This window comes from Bartonella sp. P0282, from assembly GCF_048452985.1.
Lineage (GTDB): Bacteria > Pseudomonadota > Alphaproteobacteria > Rhizobiales > Rhizobiaceae > Bartonella > Bartonella choladocola.
In genome coordinates, this window is the sequence record NZ_WTFO01000001.1 from 863,967 (window position 1) to 878,831 (window position 14,865).

Here is a 14,865-nt window from a genome sequence, read left to right on the forward strand (position 1 = left end):
TACGTCAGTATCATCTGTTACCGGACAATATGCCAATCAGGTTAAAATAAAAGAGAAATCACCGAACAGCGACCATACCGAGGCCTATAAGAAATTTGAAGCTTTCATGTTGCAATCATTTATCCAGAATATGTTTACCACTGATACGCCGTCAGTTTTCGGTAAAGGTCAGGCCGGTGAATATTGGAAATCCATGATGGCAGAGTCAATGGCCAAGGAAGTGGCCGATCGCGGCGGAATTGGCGTCGCGAAAATGCTGGCGCGCGATGAAGAACTCAAACAGGGCAAAGTTCCCGACGGTGGAATACAAGGGATGGGTTCAGCCTTTGGCGATCTTGCACGTACAAACCAGAATACTCAGGCAACTGTTGATAATATTGTCCATAGCCACGATATAAACTTCGTGCGCAAACAGATGACTGAAAATACTTGAACGTTTTATTATGATTTATGGTAACATGCTCAATCAAAGGAGTTTCAAATGTCTTTAGCTGAGCAATCAGGCGAACAGAATATGGCTTCGGCTCCGGTCGTAAAGGCGCACATTAATGATCCCGCAGCGAGGGATGTTGCCTTGGCGAGGTTTGCAGCGGTTGTCAACGCTCTTGAAGAAGTTGTCGATTATGAAACAAGTGCGCTCGAACAACATCAAAACCCCGATTATAACGATATTAATGCTCGTAAAGCCCGTGGTTTGCGCGATTTGAATCAATCTATGACCGAAGTTGCCCGTTATTTTGATGATAGCGTGGAAAACAAAGTTGAAACATTGCTGAACGGGTTGAAAAAGAAACTTGAACGCAATAGCCAATTATTGAAAATTCATCTGGAAGCTGTTACCGAACTCTCGCAAATGATGCAAAATGCAGCTCGCGAACAGGAGACAGATGGAACCTATGATCCATTTACTGTCAATAGTGGCCAGCAAAAATGATAAAAACTGTTGTCATCGGACTTTGGGTTTGCATTATTGCCTTAGGGTCATTGATGTTGGCTATCAAAATGGGGTCCGAGCCCAAGTCCGCTGCCGCAACAGAAGAGTCTTCGTCGTCGATTGATTTCGACCGGACAGATGTGATGAGTGTGCCAATTTTAGCCGATGGAAAAGTCGACGGTTATATTATTGCGCAGCTTGTCTATACAGTTGACTCAAACGTCAAAAATAAATTGCATGTCCCACTGGGACTCATTGTTAATGATGCTGTTTTTAACGTTTTTTACGGCTCCTATACCGATACAAAACGGATCGAACATGTGAAGTTCGAGGACGTAAAGCAAAAAATTATTGACGGCGTCAATCAACGTTTTCCTGAACCGGTGATTAAAGACCTGATGGTGGAGCAATTCAATTTTATTCCGGCCGATCAGGTCAGAGATATGAACAAGGTGAAGTAAATTCGGTTCATAGAGTGAAATCTGTCAAATTATCTGAAACTCTCAGGAAAATTTTAATCTGTGTTCAAGACTTGATCGCAATTCTTTGCTAACCGGTAAGGGACGTTGTGCCGGTCGTCGTGAAGGCGGCCAACGCTGTTTTTCTCATTCCGGATTGGTAACGTCACCAATTCAACAATGCTTGATTTCTTTTCCCGATAATGGAAACGACGGATTTCGGTTTATGACAACCGGTTTTTCTATTTCCGCGTGTTGAATAATCATTTGCCAGAATTGATTGTCATTCCGGTTATTGTTCCTTGCTAGCGCCGCGGAAAATACCGGTTTGAGGCGTTCAATTCCGCCTTTTGTTAACCGACCGTTTACAAAAAATCGAATAGCCGTACGGAATAAGTTCAACGGCTAAAAAGTGTGTTGTTTTCGGAAGAAGACTGTTTTCGGCTCCACCGCAGACTAAAATCAATCGGTTATTTTCAAAAATCGGGCAAGCAGGCGTATTCATGAAGTGCTGCCCGTTTGGTCCCGTCGTGGACATCGGTAAACAGTTCCATATCGAAAATTGAAGCGTTTGAGCGATAGGCTTCAAAATATTCTGAAAATCCGGTCATGCGGCATGAAAAAGAATAGAAATTCGGGCAAGACATATTCATGGGTAATGCCTGATTTCAGCGGGAATATCGATTGTTCAATTCGAGACGAATATCAATGAATGAAATGTCTTATCGGCAGTCAATCTCTTCTCGTCGACAAAATATATTGGCGCCTATACATATATTGGAGCCTATGCCAAAGATCGAAAAACAGTTGGCAAAGGCGATTGATTTCAATTTGTCTATTCAACGTGTGAATATTGATATTCAACTCTATTTGCCTGACGTTTTTTTAAGCCGCGCATTGTTCAATGCGTCGATCAATTGACGTGTATCGGTTTCATCATCCTGAGGATTTTCAAAAACGACATTATCAAGCTCGACGCCAAAACCTTCAGGCGACATAATGAGCTGGAAATAGGCAGTTACGCCGTCATTCGAGAATTCCATATCGAGAGTAATCGTCGGCGGTGTATCCCAGTCCAGTTCAAAGCTTCCCCCATTTGCAAAACGCACGGTGTGGGGATAAAAATGCAGTTCGGTCGCCGCGTCGATAATATCACTGATATTGGCGAAATGCTCATCGTGTAGATAAGCAATGAAATCGGCCGGATCGACAAGTTTCAATTCCGGAATAATTCGCGCGACCTGTTTTGCAATCATCATCTCGCGCATTTCATGGACATCATCTTTTTTCATTTTATTTCATAACAGTTTTAGTAGAAGATTAGGGGTTAAGTATTTTTGTCAGTGTATTTTAGTTTTGTCAGTGTAATTTTTGACTGTTAATATAGCGGATCAATTCCGCTACAGCTTGATAGAATTCTTGGGGTATAACCTGGTCGACTTCTACCTGTTTATAAAGTGCACGTGCAAGCGGTATATTTTCTATAACAGGAACGTCGCTCTCGACAGCAATTTCTCTGATGCGAAGAGCCAGAATATCCTGCCCTTTGGCGACAACCACAGGAGCATAATCGGTAGGCGGTTTATAACGCAACGCAACAGAAAAGTGGGTAGGGTTGGCAACAACGACCGTGGCTTTCGGAACGTTGGCCATCATCTGGCGACGGATACGGTCACGGGCAAGTGATCGCATACGCGCTTTGACCATCGGATTACCTTCGATTTCCTTTTGTTCGTCCTTGAGTTCCTGTTTTGTCATGCGTAACTGCCGACGCCAACTGAAACGTGACCACGCAAAGTCAAAAGCGGCAATTGCGACAACGGCAACCGAAAATGAAATGAGAAGCTGGGCAACTTCCGAACGGATATATTCCGGCAATGCCGATGCAACCGTTCCCAATGCGTCGGTAAAAACTGTATTGCCTTTGAAAAAGGAAAGATAAACAATAAGACTGACGCCAATCAGCTTGGCTAGCGATTTTAAAAATTCAACGAAGCCGCTTTTACCGAAAATGCGGCTGAAACCGGCAGCCGGTGAAATGCGGGAAAATTGCGGACGTATTCTTTCCCCTACAACACGCGGAACATTTTGAATCATAGAGGCGGCAATGCCGATGAGTGGAATAATAACCAGAATAGGAAGCAAAGCCAGCCCCACATGACCACCGACCAGCAGCAAAAGATGTTTCACATCCTCTGCTCCATTCAATCGCCAGCTTTCGGGTCGCTCGATCCATTGCACAAGGAAATTGGAAAGCTTCGACATTGCAGGAAAAGCGATGAATATAGCAATCATGCTATAACCGACAAGACCTGCAAAGGTTGGCAATTCCCGCGAAAACGGAAGGTTACCTTTTTCTTCCGCTTTGCTTATTTTGTGTTCGGTCGGCTCTTCGGTCTGGCTATCCTTATCCGGTTTGTCTTCAGCCATTTGTTATCATTCTTTAGGTTTTTCTGCTTCTTTGGTGTCGCCTTCAGGTGCTTTTTGGTCACCATCGGGTGCGCCACCTGCGGCTCCATTTGCAGTTTCGTCTGCTGCCAGACTTATTTTTCCTTCACTCGAAAGTTTGATCGCCTGTTGTGCGATTGTTCTGCGCGCATTGGTAATATCGGCTTGCGTTATCATGTCATTCGGCGATTTCAACTCGGCTTCAACCATGCGGCGACTGCGTTGTGACAAGGAACCGAGAATAGTTTCGGTTGTCTCTTTGTCAGCGTTCCGCAAAGCAGTGATAATGACATCTGCAGGTATATCGTCGAAAAGCAACAGACGGGCTCTTGCCGACAAACGCGGAATGTCCTCGAAAACAAAAAGCTTCGATTTGATTTTTTCAAGATCTTCAGGATCAAGGCCGTCAAGGCTTGCAAGCATTTCATCAATTTCGCTTTTATCGAGCTGGTTGAGAATGTTTGCAATTTCACCATAATGCGATTGGTCGGCGGTTTCGTTCTTTTGCATCAGTTCGGGACGTAAAGCCTTATCCAACAATTCGTCAACAATCGGCATGACCGAGCGTAAATGCAGTGTGCGGAAGATAATATCGCCGCGTTCGGCCATTGTCTGGAGGAGGAGCAGCTTTGCCGCGAGATCGGAAGGAAGTTTTGATACGATATAAGCAATAACTTGCGGATGTTCCTGTGAGAGATGATCCTGCAATTCTTCAGCCGACATTTTGCCCATGATTTCCCATAGGCTTTCCTCCGGAATAGCCGGTGTTGCATTCGGATCAAGTATTTTTGCCGCTTCATCTTCCGGCAAAGTTTCCTGAACAAGATTATCAAAACGTTCACCGGCTTGCGAAAAAGATACGCCTTCTGCGAAAGCATCCTCGAACTGGTGTACCAGAATGTCAAAATCGGCAAGGCTGATATTGGGTAATGTATGGGCTTGACCACTCAACCGGCGTAAATCATCAGGTGAAAAATGCTTGAGTATTTTTGCAGCCGCCGGTTTTCCCATAGCAACAAGCAACGCGGCAACTTTTTGTTGCCCCGTCAGGCTGTCAATCACAGAGGATGAAGTTTTTCGCGGGCCGGTTGCAGAAACAACAGGCTCTTCATTTCCGGATATTTTTTCCTGTTCTGTTGACGCCATAGCTGTCTTTCAAAGCATTCAAATAGATTATTTGCCGATAATTTCCGTCAAGCTCACCCCGAAACGGGATGAATCATCTTCCATCACGATAACTTCACCACGAGCAATGACACGACCGTTGACAACGATGTCAACCGGATCACCAATTTGTTTATCAAGTGTAATAACCGCGCCGCGTCCGAGATTCATCAAAGTTGCAACAGGCATTGTTGTGCCACCGAGGACGACTTGTACCTCGACAGGAATGCTCATAATCAGATCGGCATTGCCTGCCGGCTCGCTCTGCTGTGCCTGGGTATTGTGCTGCGTGGTCCCCGACGCTCCGAAACCGCCGCCCGCACCAAAATTCGAGCCGGCAGGTTTTTGCGGGTTCGCGCCAAAGCCGCCGGCGGTTCCTGTATGTGCCCCTGCAAATGGAGCTGCCCCGCCAGTCGGGGCATTGGGTTTGAAGCCTCCCCCCGGCATAGCTGTTCCTGCCGGACGTGGCGGCATTGTCGGCTTGGCACCCATTGGCGGTGGAGTCGTTGTCGGTTTTGTATCGTCTGCCATAGTCTCACCGTTTCATTACAGCTATTGCCGGTTCTGATTAAAATTGTACTCTGTTGCCAAGATCTGCTTTATGTACCCTGCGCTGAACAAAAACCGGTAATCCGTTATTCTGCATTGTCTGCGGCGTTGCAGAACGGGTAGGGGCGGAATTTGCTGTCGGGCCATGCGCCTGTGCCGTCAATATACCGCGCAGACGATTAAAATCTCCTTGCAACTGGTTGCGTATGGTTTCCATATGGGCAACAGAACGGTCAACTTCCCTGCGAATGCGTGACGATTCGGTAATGCGCGCGTCAAGCTTTTTATTTTCATCGCGAAAATCCTGATGTTCTTCACGCAATGCTTTGACTGCGCGATCGAGACTTGATGTTGCAGCATGAACCTGTTCGGCCAATTGCCGTCCCAGACGGATTGTACTGGCCAGTTTGCGCGCGGTAATGACAAACACACCAACGGATGTCATCGCAAGAACGGCGCCAATAATATTAACTATGAACCAGTTCATCATACATTTCCTCTTCTTCATCAATCGGGTCGGTAACCCGTACAGAAAAATTTGACCCCACTTTGCCCAGCGAACATTTGTAAAGGGGTTTGTCTCCGCTGCGCATTCTTACCTGCTTGACTGCATTGGCAGGAAGCGGAAGGACTTGCCCGACTTCTATATGCATCAATTCATTCAACGTCATAGACCCTTGAATGATGTAAGCTTCAATGCCGACATGGGCGCGGCTGACTTCCTGACGCAAGCGTTTCGCCCATAACGGGTCTGTCCGCGTCGAAGGCGCCCTCAATACTCTGGTGACTGCTTCCTGTATCGGACGATGGCAGCTTCTGGGCATAAGCAGATTGAGTGTTGTTTCAACTTCACCCGATTTCACCGATAACAGGCACGAGAACATCCGCAATTGTTCAAAGTCTTCAATATCGAACTCTTGTGCATTGGTTGTCTCTTTAAAATTGAAGAGTGTACCATCACCATTTCCGAAAACATCATCCATTGCTGCGGATAAGGCTTGCGCCAATGTTTCGCCTGTTTTGGTCTCGACAGGACTGAAAGGCCGTCCATTGCGGTTAAGAATCGCCGGTTCGGGTGCTCCGAAGAAAGCATCCGTTACAACGCTTACCAGATTTGCATCCAGAACAAACAACACGTCACCACCCCAACGGTCGGCTTCGAACCTGACAACCAGCGTATCTCCGGTTATAATTTTCGGGAGTGCGTCGGCTTTCAAAGTGTCGAGCGATTTAACTTCTATAGTGAAAGTAGCAGACGTATATTGCGCCAACCTTGCGCATAAATTTGTTGCCGCATCTCCGAACACATGCTGGAAAGACTGGAGATCGTCACCGGATATTCCGGCGGCACGCAAAATATGCTCGGCCAGAACATCTTTCTTTTTTTCTTCTACCGATTCTGATGGCGCAGCGCTATTTTCTGCCTCAGGCGCGGCCTGGCTTTTTGCTCCGGCAGTTTGCGTTGTTTTATCAGTGGTTGCTTCCGACATATTTTATGCAGCCTCTTTTGTTGCCGGTTGACCGGAGATTGCTTCTTGTTCAACCACATCTATTGTCGGACGATCTTTTGCCGAAATTGTTTTTCGTCCGTATTCCAAAGCAATTTGTGGCATTGCACCATTCATATAAGCCAGCAAAGTCTGCTTGATTACCGTGTAAATTCGGGTTTTCTTGCCGCGGACAAGTTTGATTTTAGAGGCTATCGGAGCAAATACGGCATAAGCAAAGAAAATACCACCGAATGTACCGACCAAAGCCGCCCCGATATAATGGCCTAAAACTTCCGGAGATTCGTTAAGGTGTCCCATTGCTTTGACCACACCGAGAACGGCGGCAACAATACCTAGTGCAGGCAGCGCATCGGCAACTGTTTGCAAAGACGAAGCCGACTTTAATGCATCTTGTGAAATCGTGTGGATTTCCTCGTCCATCAGTGCTTCGATTTCAAAAGGCCGTGCATTGCCGACAAGAATAAGGCGGCAATAATCGCAAATAAAATTGGTGATCGAGTCATCTTTCAATATTGTCGGATATTGCTGGAATATCGACGATTCCTTGGGATTGTCGAAGTGGCCTTCAACTTCCGAACGTGACTTGGAACGCATTTCGCGCATCAATGCATAGAGAAGGCCGAGTAATGAAAGATAGTCCTTTTGTTTCGGGACAGCTTCTTTCATTGCTTCCAATGTGGCTTTGATCGTATCTTTGATGACCGAGAATGGATTGGCAATGATAAACGTGCCAAATGCGGCGCCCAAGATAATGACAAATTCCCAAGGCTGCATAAGAACAGATACATGCCCCCCCATTGCCATGAAGCTTCCGAGGATACAGCCAAGTGCAATTGCTAGTCCTAGAATAACACCCAACGCAAACGCTCCTATCTTTTAAGTCAACGAATGTATAGAATAGCTGCCTTGTGTGAAGCTTGCCATAATAAAATCTATCATTCAGCCCCGATATTATCGCATGATTCTTGCCAGAACGCTAAAAAACAGCCATTTCTAATATTATATTATAATAATAAAGACTGTTATGGTATAATCATTAACAGAGATAGTAGTGATAACAAACTGTCAGTTTTGTTTGTAACGGCGAGTTCAGCTTCGGGCAAGTTTCATCCGTTACACAAGAAATTACTGAGGAAAGGTAATCCTATGATTGGCACTTACGTCAGCTATAGAAGTACGATAGATAATATGTCAAAGACGCTTGACAGGGTTATGAATGAACCTGCGGTCAAACGGGAAACAGACTATTATACTCAGAACATCAAAAGTGTGAACGATGTTGATGATTTCTTTCGCGATCAACGGCTGTACAACTATGCGATGAAGGCTTACGGCCTTGAAGATATGATCTATGCCAAGGGCATGATGCGCAAGGTTTTAACCGATCCCGATTATGCGACTAGGCTTACAGACAAGCGCTATCAACAATTCGCTGCTGCGTTCAACTTCAACAAATACGGTGATAAGGCTACTTCCCAGGACAGTGCAACAAAAGCTACAGTCAATAAATACATGCAGCAGACGTTGGAAGTCGAATTAGGTAACCAGAATGAAGGTGCGCGTCTTGCACTTTATTTTACGCGTACGATTGGCAGCATGGCAAAAAATGGCAGCTTGTCAGAAGATGGATGGGCTTATCAGATCATTGCGGATAAAGCACTTGCAGAGGTTGTTTACACAGCTCTTGATATTCCCGACAGCGTAAGGGGTTCCGATGTCGAAGCGCAGAAACGTCTTCTTGAACAGAAGATGAACTTTGATGATCTGGCTGACGGGACAAAATTGGAAAAATTCATCGGCCGGTTTTCTGCCATGTATGATGCCAAGAACCAGCCGCAGGTCAGTCCTGCATTAACACTTCTGCAAAGCACAGGATCAGGTGGCTCATTCGGATTTTCGAATGCGTCGATGATTGCAATGCAGTCGCTCAAACCGGGCGGCAATTGATCTTATAGCTTTTGCTTTGATCTTTTGTCCGCTCAATTGGAAGCCAGACGGCTTGAAACTGTCTGGGCAAGAAAGGACAAAGATTGATGCAAAATCCGGTCTATGTCGGTGTTTCCGGGCAAATCAGTTTAGAAAAGCGCATGGAAACCATTGCGCGGAATATGGCTAATGTGAACACACCGGGGTTTCGCTCGGAAGAGATGAAGTTTGAATCTCTTGTTTCTCTCGTTGCCCGTGACAATAATCAGAATGTCAATTTCAGTAGCGCCGGCAAATCCTATATTTCAACCAATCGTGGTCCGGTTACACAGACGGGTAACCCTCTGGATGTTGCCGTTAACGGAGATTCCTATTTTTCGCTACAAACGCCTAACGGTCAGGTTTATACGCGCGACGGGCGTATGATTATGACACCGGAAGGCGGGCTTGTTTCGGTTCAAGGTTATCCTTTTCTGGATAATGGCGGTGCACCGATTCAGATTGATCCTGCTAACGGCGCTCCGCGAATTTCGGCCGATGGTGCAATTTACCAAAACAACCTGCAGGTCGCGGCAATCGGCCTTTATCAATTCCAGCCTGATAGCAAGTTGAGTTACGGCCCGAATGCTTCGGTCGTGCCTGATAAAGCCCCCATACCCATGCAGGGAGACGCTGCAAACGGCGTCGTACAAGGCTTTCTGGAAAATTCCAATGTGAATGGCGTTGTTGAAATGACGCGTCTTATCGAAGTTTCGAGAGCTTTTGAACGGGTCGAAGCAATGATGCGTCAACAAGAAGAAAGAGGCACGCAGGCTATCCAGACTCTCGGCGGTAAAAGTCAGTAACGGATCAATCATCCGCAATCATATAAGATCGGGTTGAAAATTTTATGGAAAACACTGGACAAAAAAGTGGGCAGTTAAGCATTTCCCCAAGCAATGCACTGTCTTTGCTTGTCGCATTTGCCGAACAGGAAAAACGTCAACGCTCGCCTCTGGTAAGTAAAGGTGGAATTGTGAGCGATGTATCACGTGTCGCCGTTGCCGCACGTGGCCTTTCCGATGATGTGTCACTTGGAGATAATGTCCTGATTGATTGCGGGCGTGATATGGCTCGCGGTGAAATCATTCGTGTCAATGAAGACCATGTGCTGATTAAACCTTTTGATGAAACTATTGTTCCGGCACTTAATGCCTCGGTATTTCCGAATGGCCCTCTCACTGTTTCACCTGATAAATCGTGGCGCGGACGTGTTGTTAATGCCTTGGGAGAAGCAATCGACGATCTGGGACCAATTGTAACCGGCGAAAAGAAGATGCCGGTTGAAACCCACGCAGTGCCTGCATTGAAGAGAGCACGTGTCGGTAAAGGATTGCGCACGGGCGTCAAGGTGATCGATATTTTCACGCCCCTCTGTTTTGGCCAGCGTATCGGCATTTTTGCCGGTTCTGGTGTCGGTAAATCGACTTTATTGGCAATGATGACGCAGACAGATGATTTCGATACTGTTGTATTGGCCTTGACCGGCGAGCGTGGTCGTGAAGTGCGCGATATGCTTGATGATACAATGAAGGGAAAATTATCCAAAGTTGTTACCGTCGTTGCAACGGGTGATGAAAGCCCGATGATGCGTCGTCTTGCTCCGGCAATGGCGACAACAATTGCAGAATATTTCTGTTCCTTGGGTGACAATGTATTGTTGATGGTTGACTCTATTACGCGTTACGCTTTGGCTGCTCGCGAGGTTGCGATTGCAGCGGGCGAACCGCCGGTTTCTCGCGGATTTCCGCCAAGTGTGTTTAGTGATTTGCCACGTTTGTTGGAGCGTGCAGGACCGGGTCCCGAAGGAAAAGGGTCGATTACCGGAGTTTATGCGGTTCTGGTTGATGGCGATGACCATAACGACCCGATTGCCGATGCCATTCGTGGTATTCTGGATGGTCACATTGTGCTTGACAGAGCTATCGCTGCACAAGGCCGTTATCCGGCCATTGATATTCCCGGTTCGATTTCACGTCTTGCTCCCCATAGCTGGACGGCCGAACAGAAAAAGCTCGTAAGAAGTTTGAAAGAAATGATCTCGCGTTATGAAGAGACGCGGGATCTGCGCGCCATGGGGGCTTATCATCCCGGATCGGATCCGGTTCTCGATCAGGCTGTGGTTATGGTGCCGCGAATTTATGCGGCAATGAACCAGTCTCCCGATACGCCGGTTTCCCGTGACCCTTACGATGATCTTGCTAAAGCATTGAGAGCTCAAGCTGCCTAGGATAAGTGCAGGAGAATTCCAGTTATGACAGATATAACAAATTTTGGTTCATCTTTCCCGAACTTTGGCAGCAATGAACGCCAAAGCTTCGGCGGTTTCAGGATGAAAGGCCTTGCAAGCAAAAAACGCGGTGATGATACCGAAAGAGAATTGGCAAAACTTTTGCAGGATCTTGAACACATTGATACCGGCACCGCCAGTTCGGGCAATTCGCGCCAGAGTAAAAATCAACATTGGTTATTTTGGCGAAATCCTGATGAAGATGGAGAGACAGACCTTAACCGTAATTCCGGTATTGTCGAGAAACAAAACACCAATTTGTTCAAGAAAGCTGTAGCAGGAATTTCAGCAGCATTTGCGGGAATTCAATCCATCAGCATTGTAAATTCGGTTGCCGGTTCTTCAAGCGGTACGTTTTTCGGAATATTCAATTCGGTCGATTCACTATTGCGTGCTTTCGGCGTGGCCATGGCAATCGGCTGCGGGAGTTTGCCGTTTGTAGTCTATGCCTTCCAGATTGGCGGGCAGGGTGGAGCCAATACGTCTGACAGCAAGCCGGCAGTGTCAAGCACTTTCAGACCGCATGACGGGTGGTACAAACGCTCGCGTTTTGAAACAGTCGACAGGGTAGATCCCTATGCTACACGCGATTATGATTCACAAAAAGCAATCATGTCCAACGGTCGTGGCTTGCCCAAGGCTGCCAATCCCGACGAGACGGACGGGAGTTTGAAACCCACCGCACCCGAAGCACAACCTTATGTCGTCAAAGATGTCGTGAACGGAATGGCGATGATCGAATATGGTCAGGGGTATTGGTTTGCAAGACCGGGTAGCAAATTACCTGACGGAAGTTATTATGTAAGAGTTATGAAAGACAGCCAAAGTGGAAAAGTGGCGTTGAAAACGTCGAGAGGGATTGTTCCGGTTGGTCACTAATCGGAATGCTACCGGTGCACTATTTTCAGGCTTGACGGGAGAGGTCATAAAGCTATCAGACAAAAGTGGAGCGACCGAACGTTCGTAGAGCGATCGACCGTTCCGGAATTTGAAGACAGAAGTTTCGGATAAAGAACATAGAATGCCGGAGACGTTGGCTTTTTCGGGTTCAACCGGCGTTTCTTGTGTTACGGGTTATTTCGCCGGATTTTACAGTACCGGACATTTGTCGGATTTATATATAATCGGCAAATGGGCGCCGGTTTTTTAATAAAAAAATTGAAAATGAACCAGTTTTTCAACGCCGAAGCCAACAAGAATTGTGATTTTTATTTGTTAACTTATTGATTCAATTTATTTATTTATTGACTTTAAAAAACATTTTCTGACGCAAGTCTCGCGCAAGTTTACGCGCCTATTGTTTATTCTGTTCAATAGAGTATACGACAATGGGTCCGGTAAATCTTTTTGATATAGCAAATAAACAAGCTGACTGGTTGGCAACACGCCAAAAGGTCGTAGCGAGCAATGTTGCGAACGTCAACACACCCGGATACAAATCGCGTGACGTTAAAGACTTCGCTGCAATTCTCAACAATGATACCATGGCGATGACTGTGACAAACAGCAAACACATGGATGTCACGGATAATGGCATGGAAGCCCATGCAATGCGGCCTGAAGATACGATTGAAACTACCCACTCCGGCAATAATGTCAATCTCGAAGAAGAGATGCGCAAAGGTGGCGAAATCGGCCAGCAAATGTCACTCAACACCGTTATCGTAAAAGCCTTTCATCGAATGATGATGGCTACAGTTAAAGGAGGATCGTGATTATGTCTGATCCACTTATTGCAGCAGGACGTGTCGCAACAAGCGGGCTTGCCGCCCAATCCACACGCCTTCGTATTATTGCTGAAAATATGGCCAACGCCAACTCGACCGGCGAAACTGCCGCAGCAAATCCCTATCAACGCAAGACGGTCAGTTTTGAAGCCGCTCTCAATCCCTATGCGGATGCGCAAGGCGTCGAGGTCGCACGGATTTCGACTGATAAATCGCCTTATATCGTTAAATATGAGCCCGGTCATCCGGCGGCCGATGCCAATGGTTATGTGAAATATCCGAATGTGAATGCAATTGTTGAAATGGCCGATATGCGTGAAGCAAACCGGTCTTATGAAGCAAATTTACAAGTTATTCGTCAGGCCAGGGATCTTGTATCCCAGACAATTGACCTGTTGAGAGGTTAATAAGTTGAAAACCATAATTATAAATAAAGATGAAAATCTTTCTAAGCTTGAAGAACAATTGGGTAATAATGAGATCAATATTAAAGGCCAGATTATAAAGATTAGCGATGAAAGTAATTATAAAGCCAATCTCGAAGTTATCTGCCGGTCTGCACATTTGCTTGCGGGCGCGCTTAAAATGACGGGGATGTAATAATGATACAGTCGTTAACATCAGCAACAACACGTGCCGCTCTTGAAAGGTTGGGGCAATCACAAGGCGCTAATGCCAGCCAGACAACTTCATTAGACACGCAAGCTACAGGTCAGGCTCAGGGTGTAAAAAGTCCTAGTTTCGATCAGGTACTGGCTGAAGTTAGCGGTGCTGTCGGCAACAATCTTGAAAAGGCCGAAAGCCTTTCAATGCAGAAAATGGAAGGTGGCGACGTGTCGGTGCGTGAAGTTGTCAATTCGGTGATGGATGCCGAACGTTCATTGAATACCGCAATCGCCATTCGGGATAAAATTGTTCAAGCTTATCTCGAAATCAGTCGTATGCAGATTTAACCGGTTGGTCCGGATAACAAATTTGAACCAACCAGAGCAATAAAGGGAAAAGTCCAATGGTTATGAGATCTTTATCAATTGCGGCCACCGGTATGAACGCCCAGCAGACCAATCTTGATGTTATCGCAAACAACATTGCTAACATCAATACAACAGGTTACAAACGTTCCCGTGCCGAATTCAGCGATCTTATGTACACGACCGATCGCGCCGTTGGCGTTCCGAACATGATGAACGAAGCGACAATTCCTGAAGGTGCCATTGTCGGTCTTGGTGTTCGCACGGCTGCCGTTCGCAAAAACAATATGCAAGGTTCGTTTGTCCAGACATCCAACTCGCTAGATTTGGCAATCCGTGGCCGTGGTTATTTTGAAATTCAGGATCCGAATGGCAATACGTTTTATACCCGTTCGGGTGCATTCAATCTGAATGAAAACGGGCAAGTTGTTACTCTGGATGGTAATCTTGTCCAGCCGGTCATTACCGTTCCGAACGAAATCGGTAAAAACGGCATTATTACCGTGAGCGCCGATGGACGGGTGACCTACCAGCCGGATGCCGATGCTGCGCCTGTTGAAGCAGGTCGTCTCAATATGATCAATTTCACCAATGAAGCAGGTCTTGAAGCGGTCGGTGATAACCTGTTTCGTGAAACACAGGCATCGGGCGCACCGATTGCCGGTAACCCCGGTGAAGAAAATTACGGGTCAATCATGCAAGGCTATCTCGAAGCTTCCAACGTTGATCCGGTGAAAGAAATTACCGAATTGATAGCTGCCCAACGCGCTTATGAAATGAATTCCAAAGTCATACAGGCGGCAGATGAAATGTCGGCAGTCGTCTCGAAGAATTTAAGGTAATTTAAA

Annotated in this window: 18 protein-coding genes and 2 pseudogenes; 12 read left to right on the forward strand and 8 right to left on the reverse strand. The window is 46.4% G+C overall.

All coding sequences use genetic code 11. The annotated features are described in order from the left end of the window. Positions 1-82: 82 nt before the first annotated feature. From GQS64_RS03815 to GQS64_RS03825, 3 genes and pseudogenes are all read left to right on the forward strand, one after another. Positions 83-254 (forward strand): annotated as a pseudogene (locus tag GQS64_RS03815) (rod-binding protein); the annotation flags it as partial. A 227-nt stretch (positions 255-481) separates the two neighbouring features. After that, positions 482-934, forward strand: a complete 453-nt coding sequence (locus GQS64_RS03820) for a flagellar protein FlgN (protein ID WP_198230670.1) — start codon at positions 482-484, stop codon at positions 932-934. Beyond that, complete coding sequence (locus GQS64_RS03825; protein WP_198230671.1) at positions 931-1,395, forward strand: hypothetical protein; 465 nt, start codon at positions 931-933, stop codon at positions 1,393-1,395. Before GQS64_RS03820 ends, GQS64_RS03825 begins: the two co-directional genes overlap by 4 nt. A gap of 473 nt (positions 1,396-1,868) precedes the next feature. On the opposite strand, the gene GQS64_RS03830 is transcribed toward GQS64_RS03825, so the two are convergent. From GQS64_RS03830 to motA, 8 genes and pseudogenes are all read right to left on the reverse strand, one after another. Beyond that, positions 1,869-2,045: a hypothetical protein gene (locus GQS64_RS03830; RefSeq protein WP_198230672.1), complete on the reverse strand. Its 177-nt coding sequence runs from the start codon at positions 2,043-2,045 to the stop codon at positions 1,869-1,871. A gap of 213 nt (positions 2,046-2,258) precedes the next feature. Continuing rightward, the gene (locus GQS64_RS03835) at positions 2,259-2,684 is read right to left on the reverse strand and encodes a hypothetical protein (protein WP_198230673.1); all 426 of its coding nucleotides are present in this window, start codon (positions 2,682-2,684) and stop codon (positions 2,259-2,261) included. Positions 2,685-2,751: 67 nt separating this feature from the next. Beyond that, a complete protein-coding gene (gene flhB, locus GQS64_RS03840; RefSeq protein ID WP_198230674.1) occupies positions 2,752-3,822 on the reverse strand; it encodes a flagellar biosynthesis protein FlhB in 1,071 nt (356 codons plus the stop codon). Between the two features lie 6 nt (positions 3,823-3,828). Further along, entirely contained in the window at positions 3,829-4,986 is a 1,158-nt protein-coding gene (locus GQS64_RS03845; protein WP_198230675.1) for a flagellar motor switch protein FliG, read from the reverse strand. 27 nt (positions 4,987-5,013) lie between these two features. After that, positions 5,014-5,253 (reverse strand): annotated as a pseudogene (gene fliN, locus GQS64_RS03850) (flagellar motor switch protein FliN); the annotation flags it as partial. A gap of 319 nt (positions 5,254-5,572) precedes the next feature. Next, positions 5,573-6,043 (reverse strand): BAB2_0123 family type IV secretion system effector, encoded by a 471-nt coding sequence (locus GQS64_RS03855; RefSeq protein ID WP_246786389.1) that lies wholly within the window; start codon positions 6,041-6,043, stop codon positions 5,573-5,575. After that, positions 6,021-7,043, reverse strand: coding sequence for a FliM/FliN family flagellar motor switch protein (locus GQS64_RS03860; protein ID WP_198230676.1), 1,023 nt, complete (start codon positions 7,041-7,043; stop codon positions 6,021-6,023). The genes GQS64_RS03855 and GQS64_RS03860 overlap by 23 nt, the downstream gene beginning before the upstream one ends. A 3-nt stretch (positions 7,044-7,046) precedes the next feature. After that, positions 7,047-7,922, reverse strand: coding sequence for a flagellar motor stator protein MotA (gene motA / locus GQS64_RS03865; protein WP_077991012.1), 876 nt, complete (start codon positions 7,920-7,922; stop codon positions 7,047-7,049). A 288-nt stretch (positions 7,923-8,210) separates the two neighbouring features. On the opposite strand from motA, the gene GQS64_RS03870 reads away from it, so the two are divergent. The 9 genes from GQS64_RS03870 to flgG all read left to right on the forward strand — a co-directional run bounded on the left by GQS64_RS03870 (position 8,211) and on the right by flgG (position 14,859). Continuing rightward, a complete protein-coding gene (locus GQS64_RS03870) occupies positions 8,211-9,011 on the forward strand; it encodes a DUF1217 domain-containing protein (protein WP_077991019.1) in 801 nt (266 codons plus the stop codon). An 83-nt stretch (positions 9,012-9,094) separates the two neighbouring features. Then, on the forward strand, positions 9,095-9,835 hold the full coding sequence (gene flgF / locus GQS64_RS03875; RefSeq protein WP_198230677.1) for a flagellar basal-body rod protein FlgF: 741 nt from the start codon (positions 9,095-9,097) through the stop codon (positions 9,833-9,835). Positions 9,836-9,915: 80 nt separating this feature from the next. Next, positions 9,916-11,259 (forward strand): flagellar protein export ATPase FliI, encoded by a 1,344-nt coding sequence (fliI, locus tag GQS64_RS03880; RefSeq protein ID WP_188318096.1) that lies wholly within the window; start codon positions 9,916-9,918, stop codon positions 11,257-11,259. 24 nt (positions 11,260-11,283) lie between these two features. After that, a complete protein-coding gene (locus tag GQS64_RS03885) occupies positions 11,284-12,198 on the forward strand; it encodes a hypothetical protein (RefSeq protein ID WP_198230678.1) in 915 nt (304 codons plus the stop codon). A 449-nt stretch (positions 12,199-12,647) separates the two neighbouring features. Then, on the forward strand, positions 12,648-13,034 hold the full coding sequence (gene flgB / locus GQS64_RS03890) for a flagellar basal body rod protein FlgB (protein WP_077991028.1): 387 nt from the start codon (positions 12,648-12,650) through the stop codon (positions 13,032-13,034). Beyond that, positions 13,034-13,453, forward strand: coding sequence for a flagellar basal body rod protein FlgC (gene flgC / locus GQS64_RS03895; RefSeq protein WP_188318097.1), 420 nt, complete (start codon positions 13,034-13,036; stop codon positions 13,451-13,453). Before flgB ends, flgC begins: the two co-directional genes overlap by 1 nt. 4 nt (positions 13,454-13,457) lie before the next feature. After that, positions 13,458-13,646: a hypothetical protein gene (locus GQS64_RS03900; protein WP_198230679.1), complete on the forward strand. Its 189-nt coding sequence runs from the start codon at positions 13,458-13,460 to the stop codon at positions 13,644-13,646. Positions 13,647-13,648: 2 nt separating this feature from the next. After that, positions 13,649-13,999 carry a flagellar hook-basal body complex protein FliE gene (locus GQS64_RS03905; RefSeq protein ID WP_077991033.1) on the forward strand — a complete coding sequence of 117 codons (351 nt, stop codon included), beginning with the start codon at positions 13,649-13,651 and terminating at the stop codon, positions 13,997-13,999. A 62-nt stretch (positions 14,000-14,061) separates the two neighbouring features. After that, positions 14,062-14,859, forward strand: coding sequence for a flagellar basal-body rod protein FlgG (gene flgG / locus GQS64_RS03910; RefSeq protein ID WP_188318098.1), 798 nt, complete (start codon positions 14,062-14,064; stop codon positions 14,857-14,859). Positions 14,860-14,865 lie beyond the last annotated feature (6 nt).

Bases quoted from the DNA above. Each gene is read 5' to 3' on its own strand.
- GQS64_RS03885 (WP_198230678.1), top strand. From the start codon at position 11,284: ATGACAGATATAACAAATTTTGGTTCATCTTTCCCGAACTTTGGCAGC.
- GQS64_RS03870 (WP_077991019.1), top strand. From the start codon at position 8,211: ATGATTGGCACTTACGTCAGCTATAGAAGTACGATAGATAATATGTCA.
- GQS64_RS03905 (WP_077991033.1), top strand. From the start codon at position 13,649: ATGATACAGTCGTTAACATCAGCAACAACACGTGCCGCTCTTGAAAGG.
- flgB (WP_077991028.1), top strand. From the start codon at position 12,648: ATGGGTCCGGTAAATCTTTTTGATATAGCAAATAAACAAGCTGACTGG.
- flhB (WP_198230674.1), bottom strand. From the start codon at position 3,822: ATGGCTGAAGACAAACCGGATAAGGATAGCCAGACCGAAGAGCCGACC.
- GQS64_RS03845 (WP_198230675.1), bottom strand. From the start codon at position 4,986: ATGGCGTCAACAGAACAGGAAAAAATATCCGGAAATGAAGAGCCTGTT.
- GQS64_RS03825 (WP_198230671.1), top strand. From the start codon at position 931: ATGATAAAAACTGTTGTCATCGGACTTTGGGTTTGCATTATTGCCTTA.
- GQS64_RS03860 (WP_198230676.1), bottom strand. From the start codon at position 7,043: ATGTCGGAAGCAACCACTGATAAAACAACGCAAACTGCCGGAGCAAAA.
- GQS64_RS03835 (WP_198230673.1), bottom strand. From the start codon at position 2,684: ATGAAAAAAGATGATGTCCATGAAATGCGCGAGATGATGATTGCAAAA.
- flgG (WP_188318098.1), top strand. From the start codon at position 14,062: ATGAGATCTTTATCAATTGCGGCCACCGGTATGAACGCCCAGCAGACC.
- GQS64_RS03820 (WP_198230670.1), top strand. From the start codon at position 482: ATGTCTTTAGCTGAGCAATCAGGCGAACAGAATATGGCTTCGGCTCCG.
- GQS64_RS03830 (WP_198230672.1), bottom strand. From the start codon at position 2,045: ATGAATATGTCTTGCCCGAATTTCTATTCTTTTTCATGCCGCATGACC.
- GQS64_RS03855 (WP_246786389.1), bottom strand. From the start codon at position 6,043: ATGATGAACTGGTTCATAGTTAATATTATTGGCGCCGTTCTTGCGATG.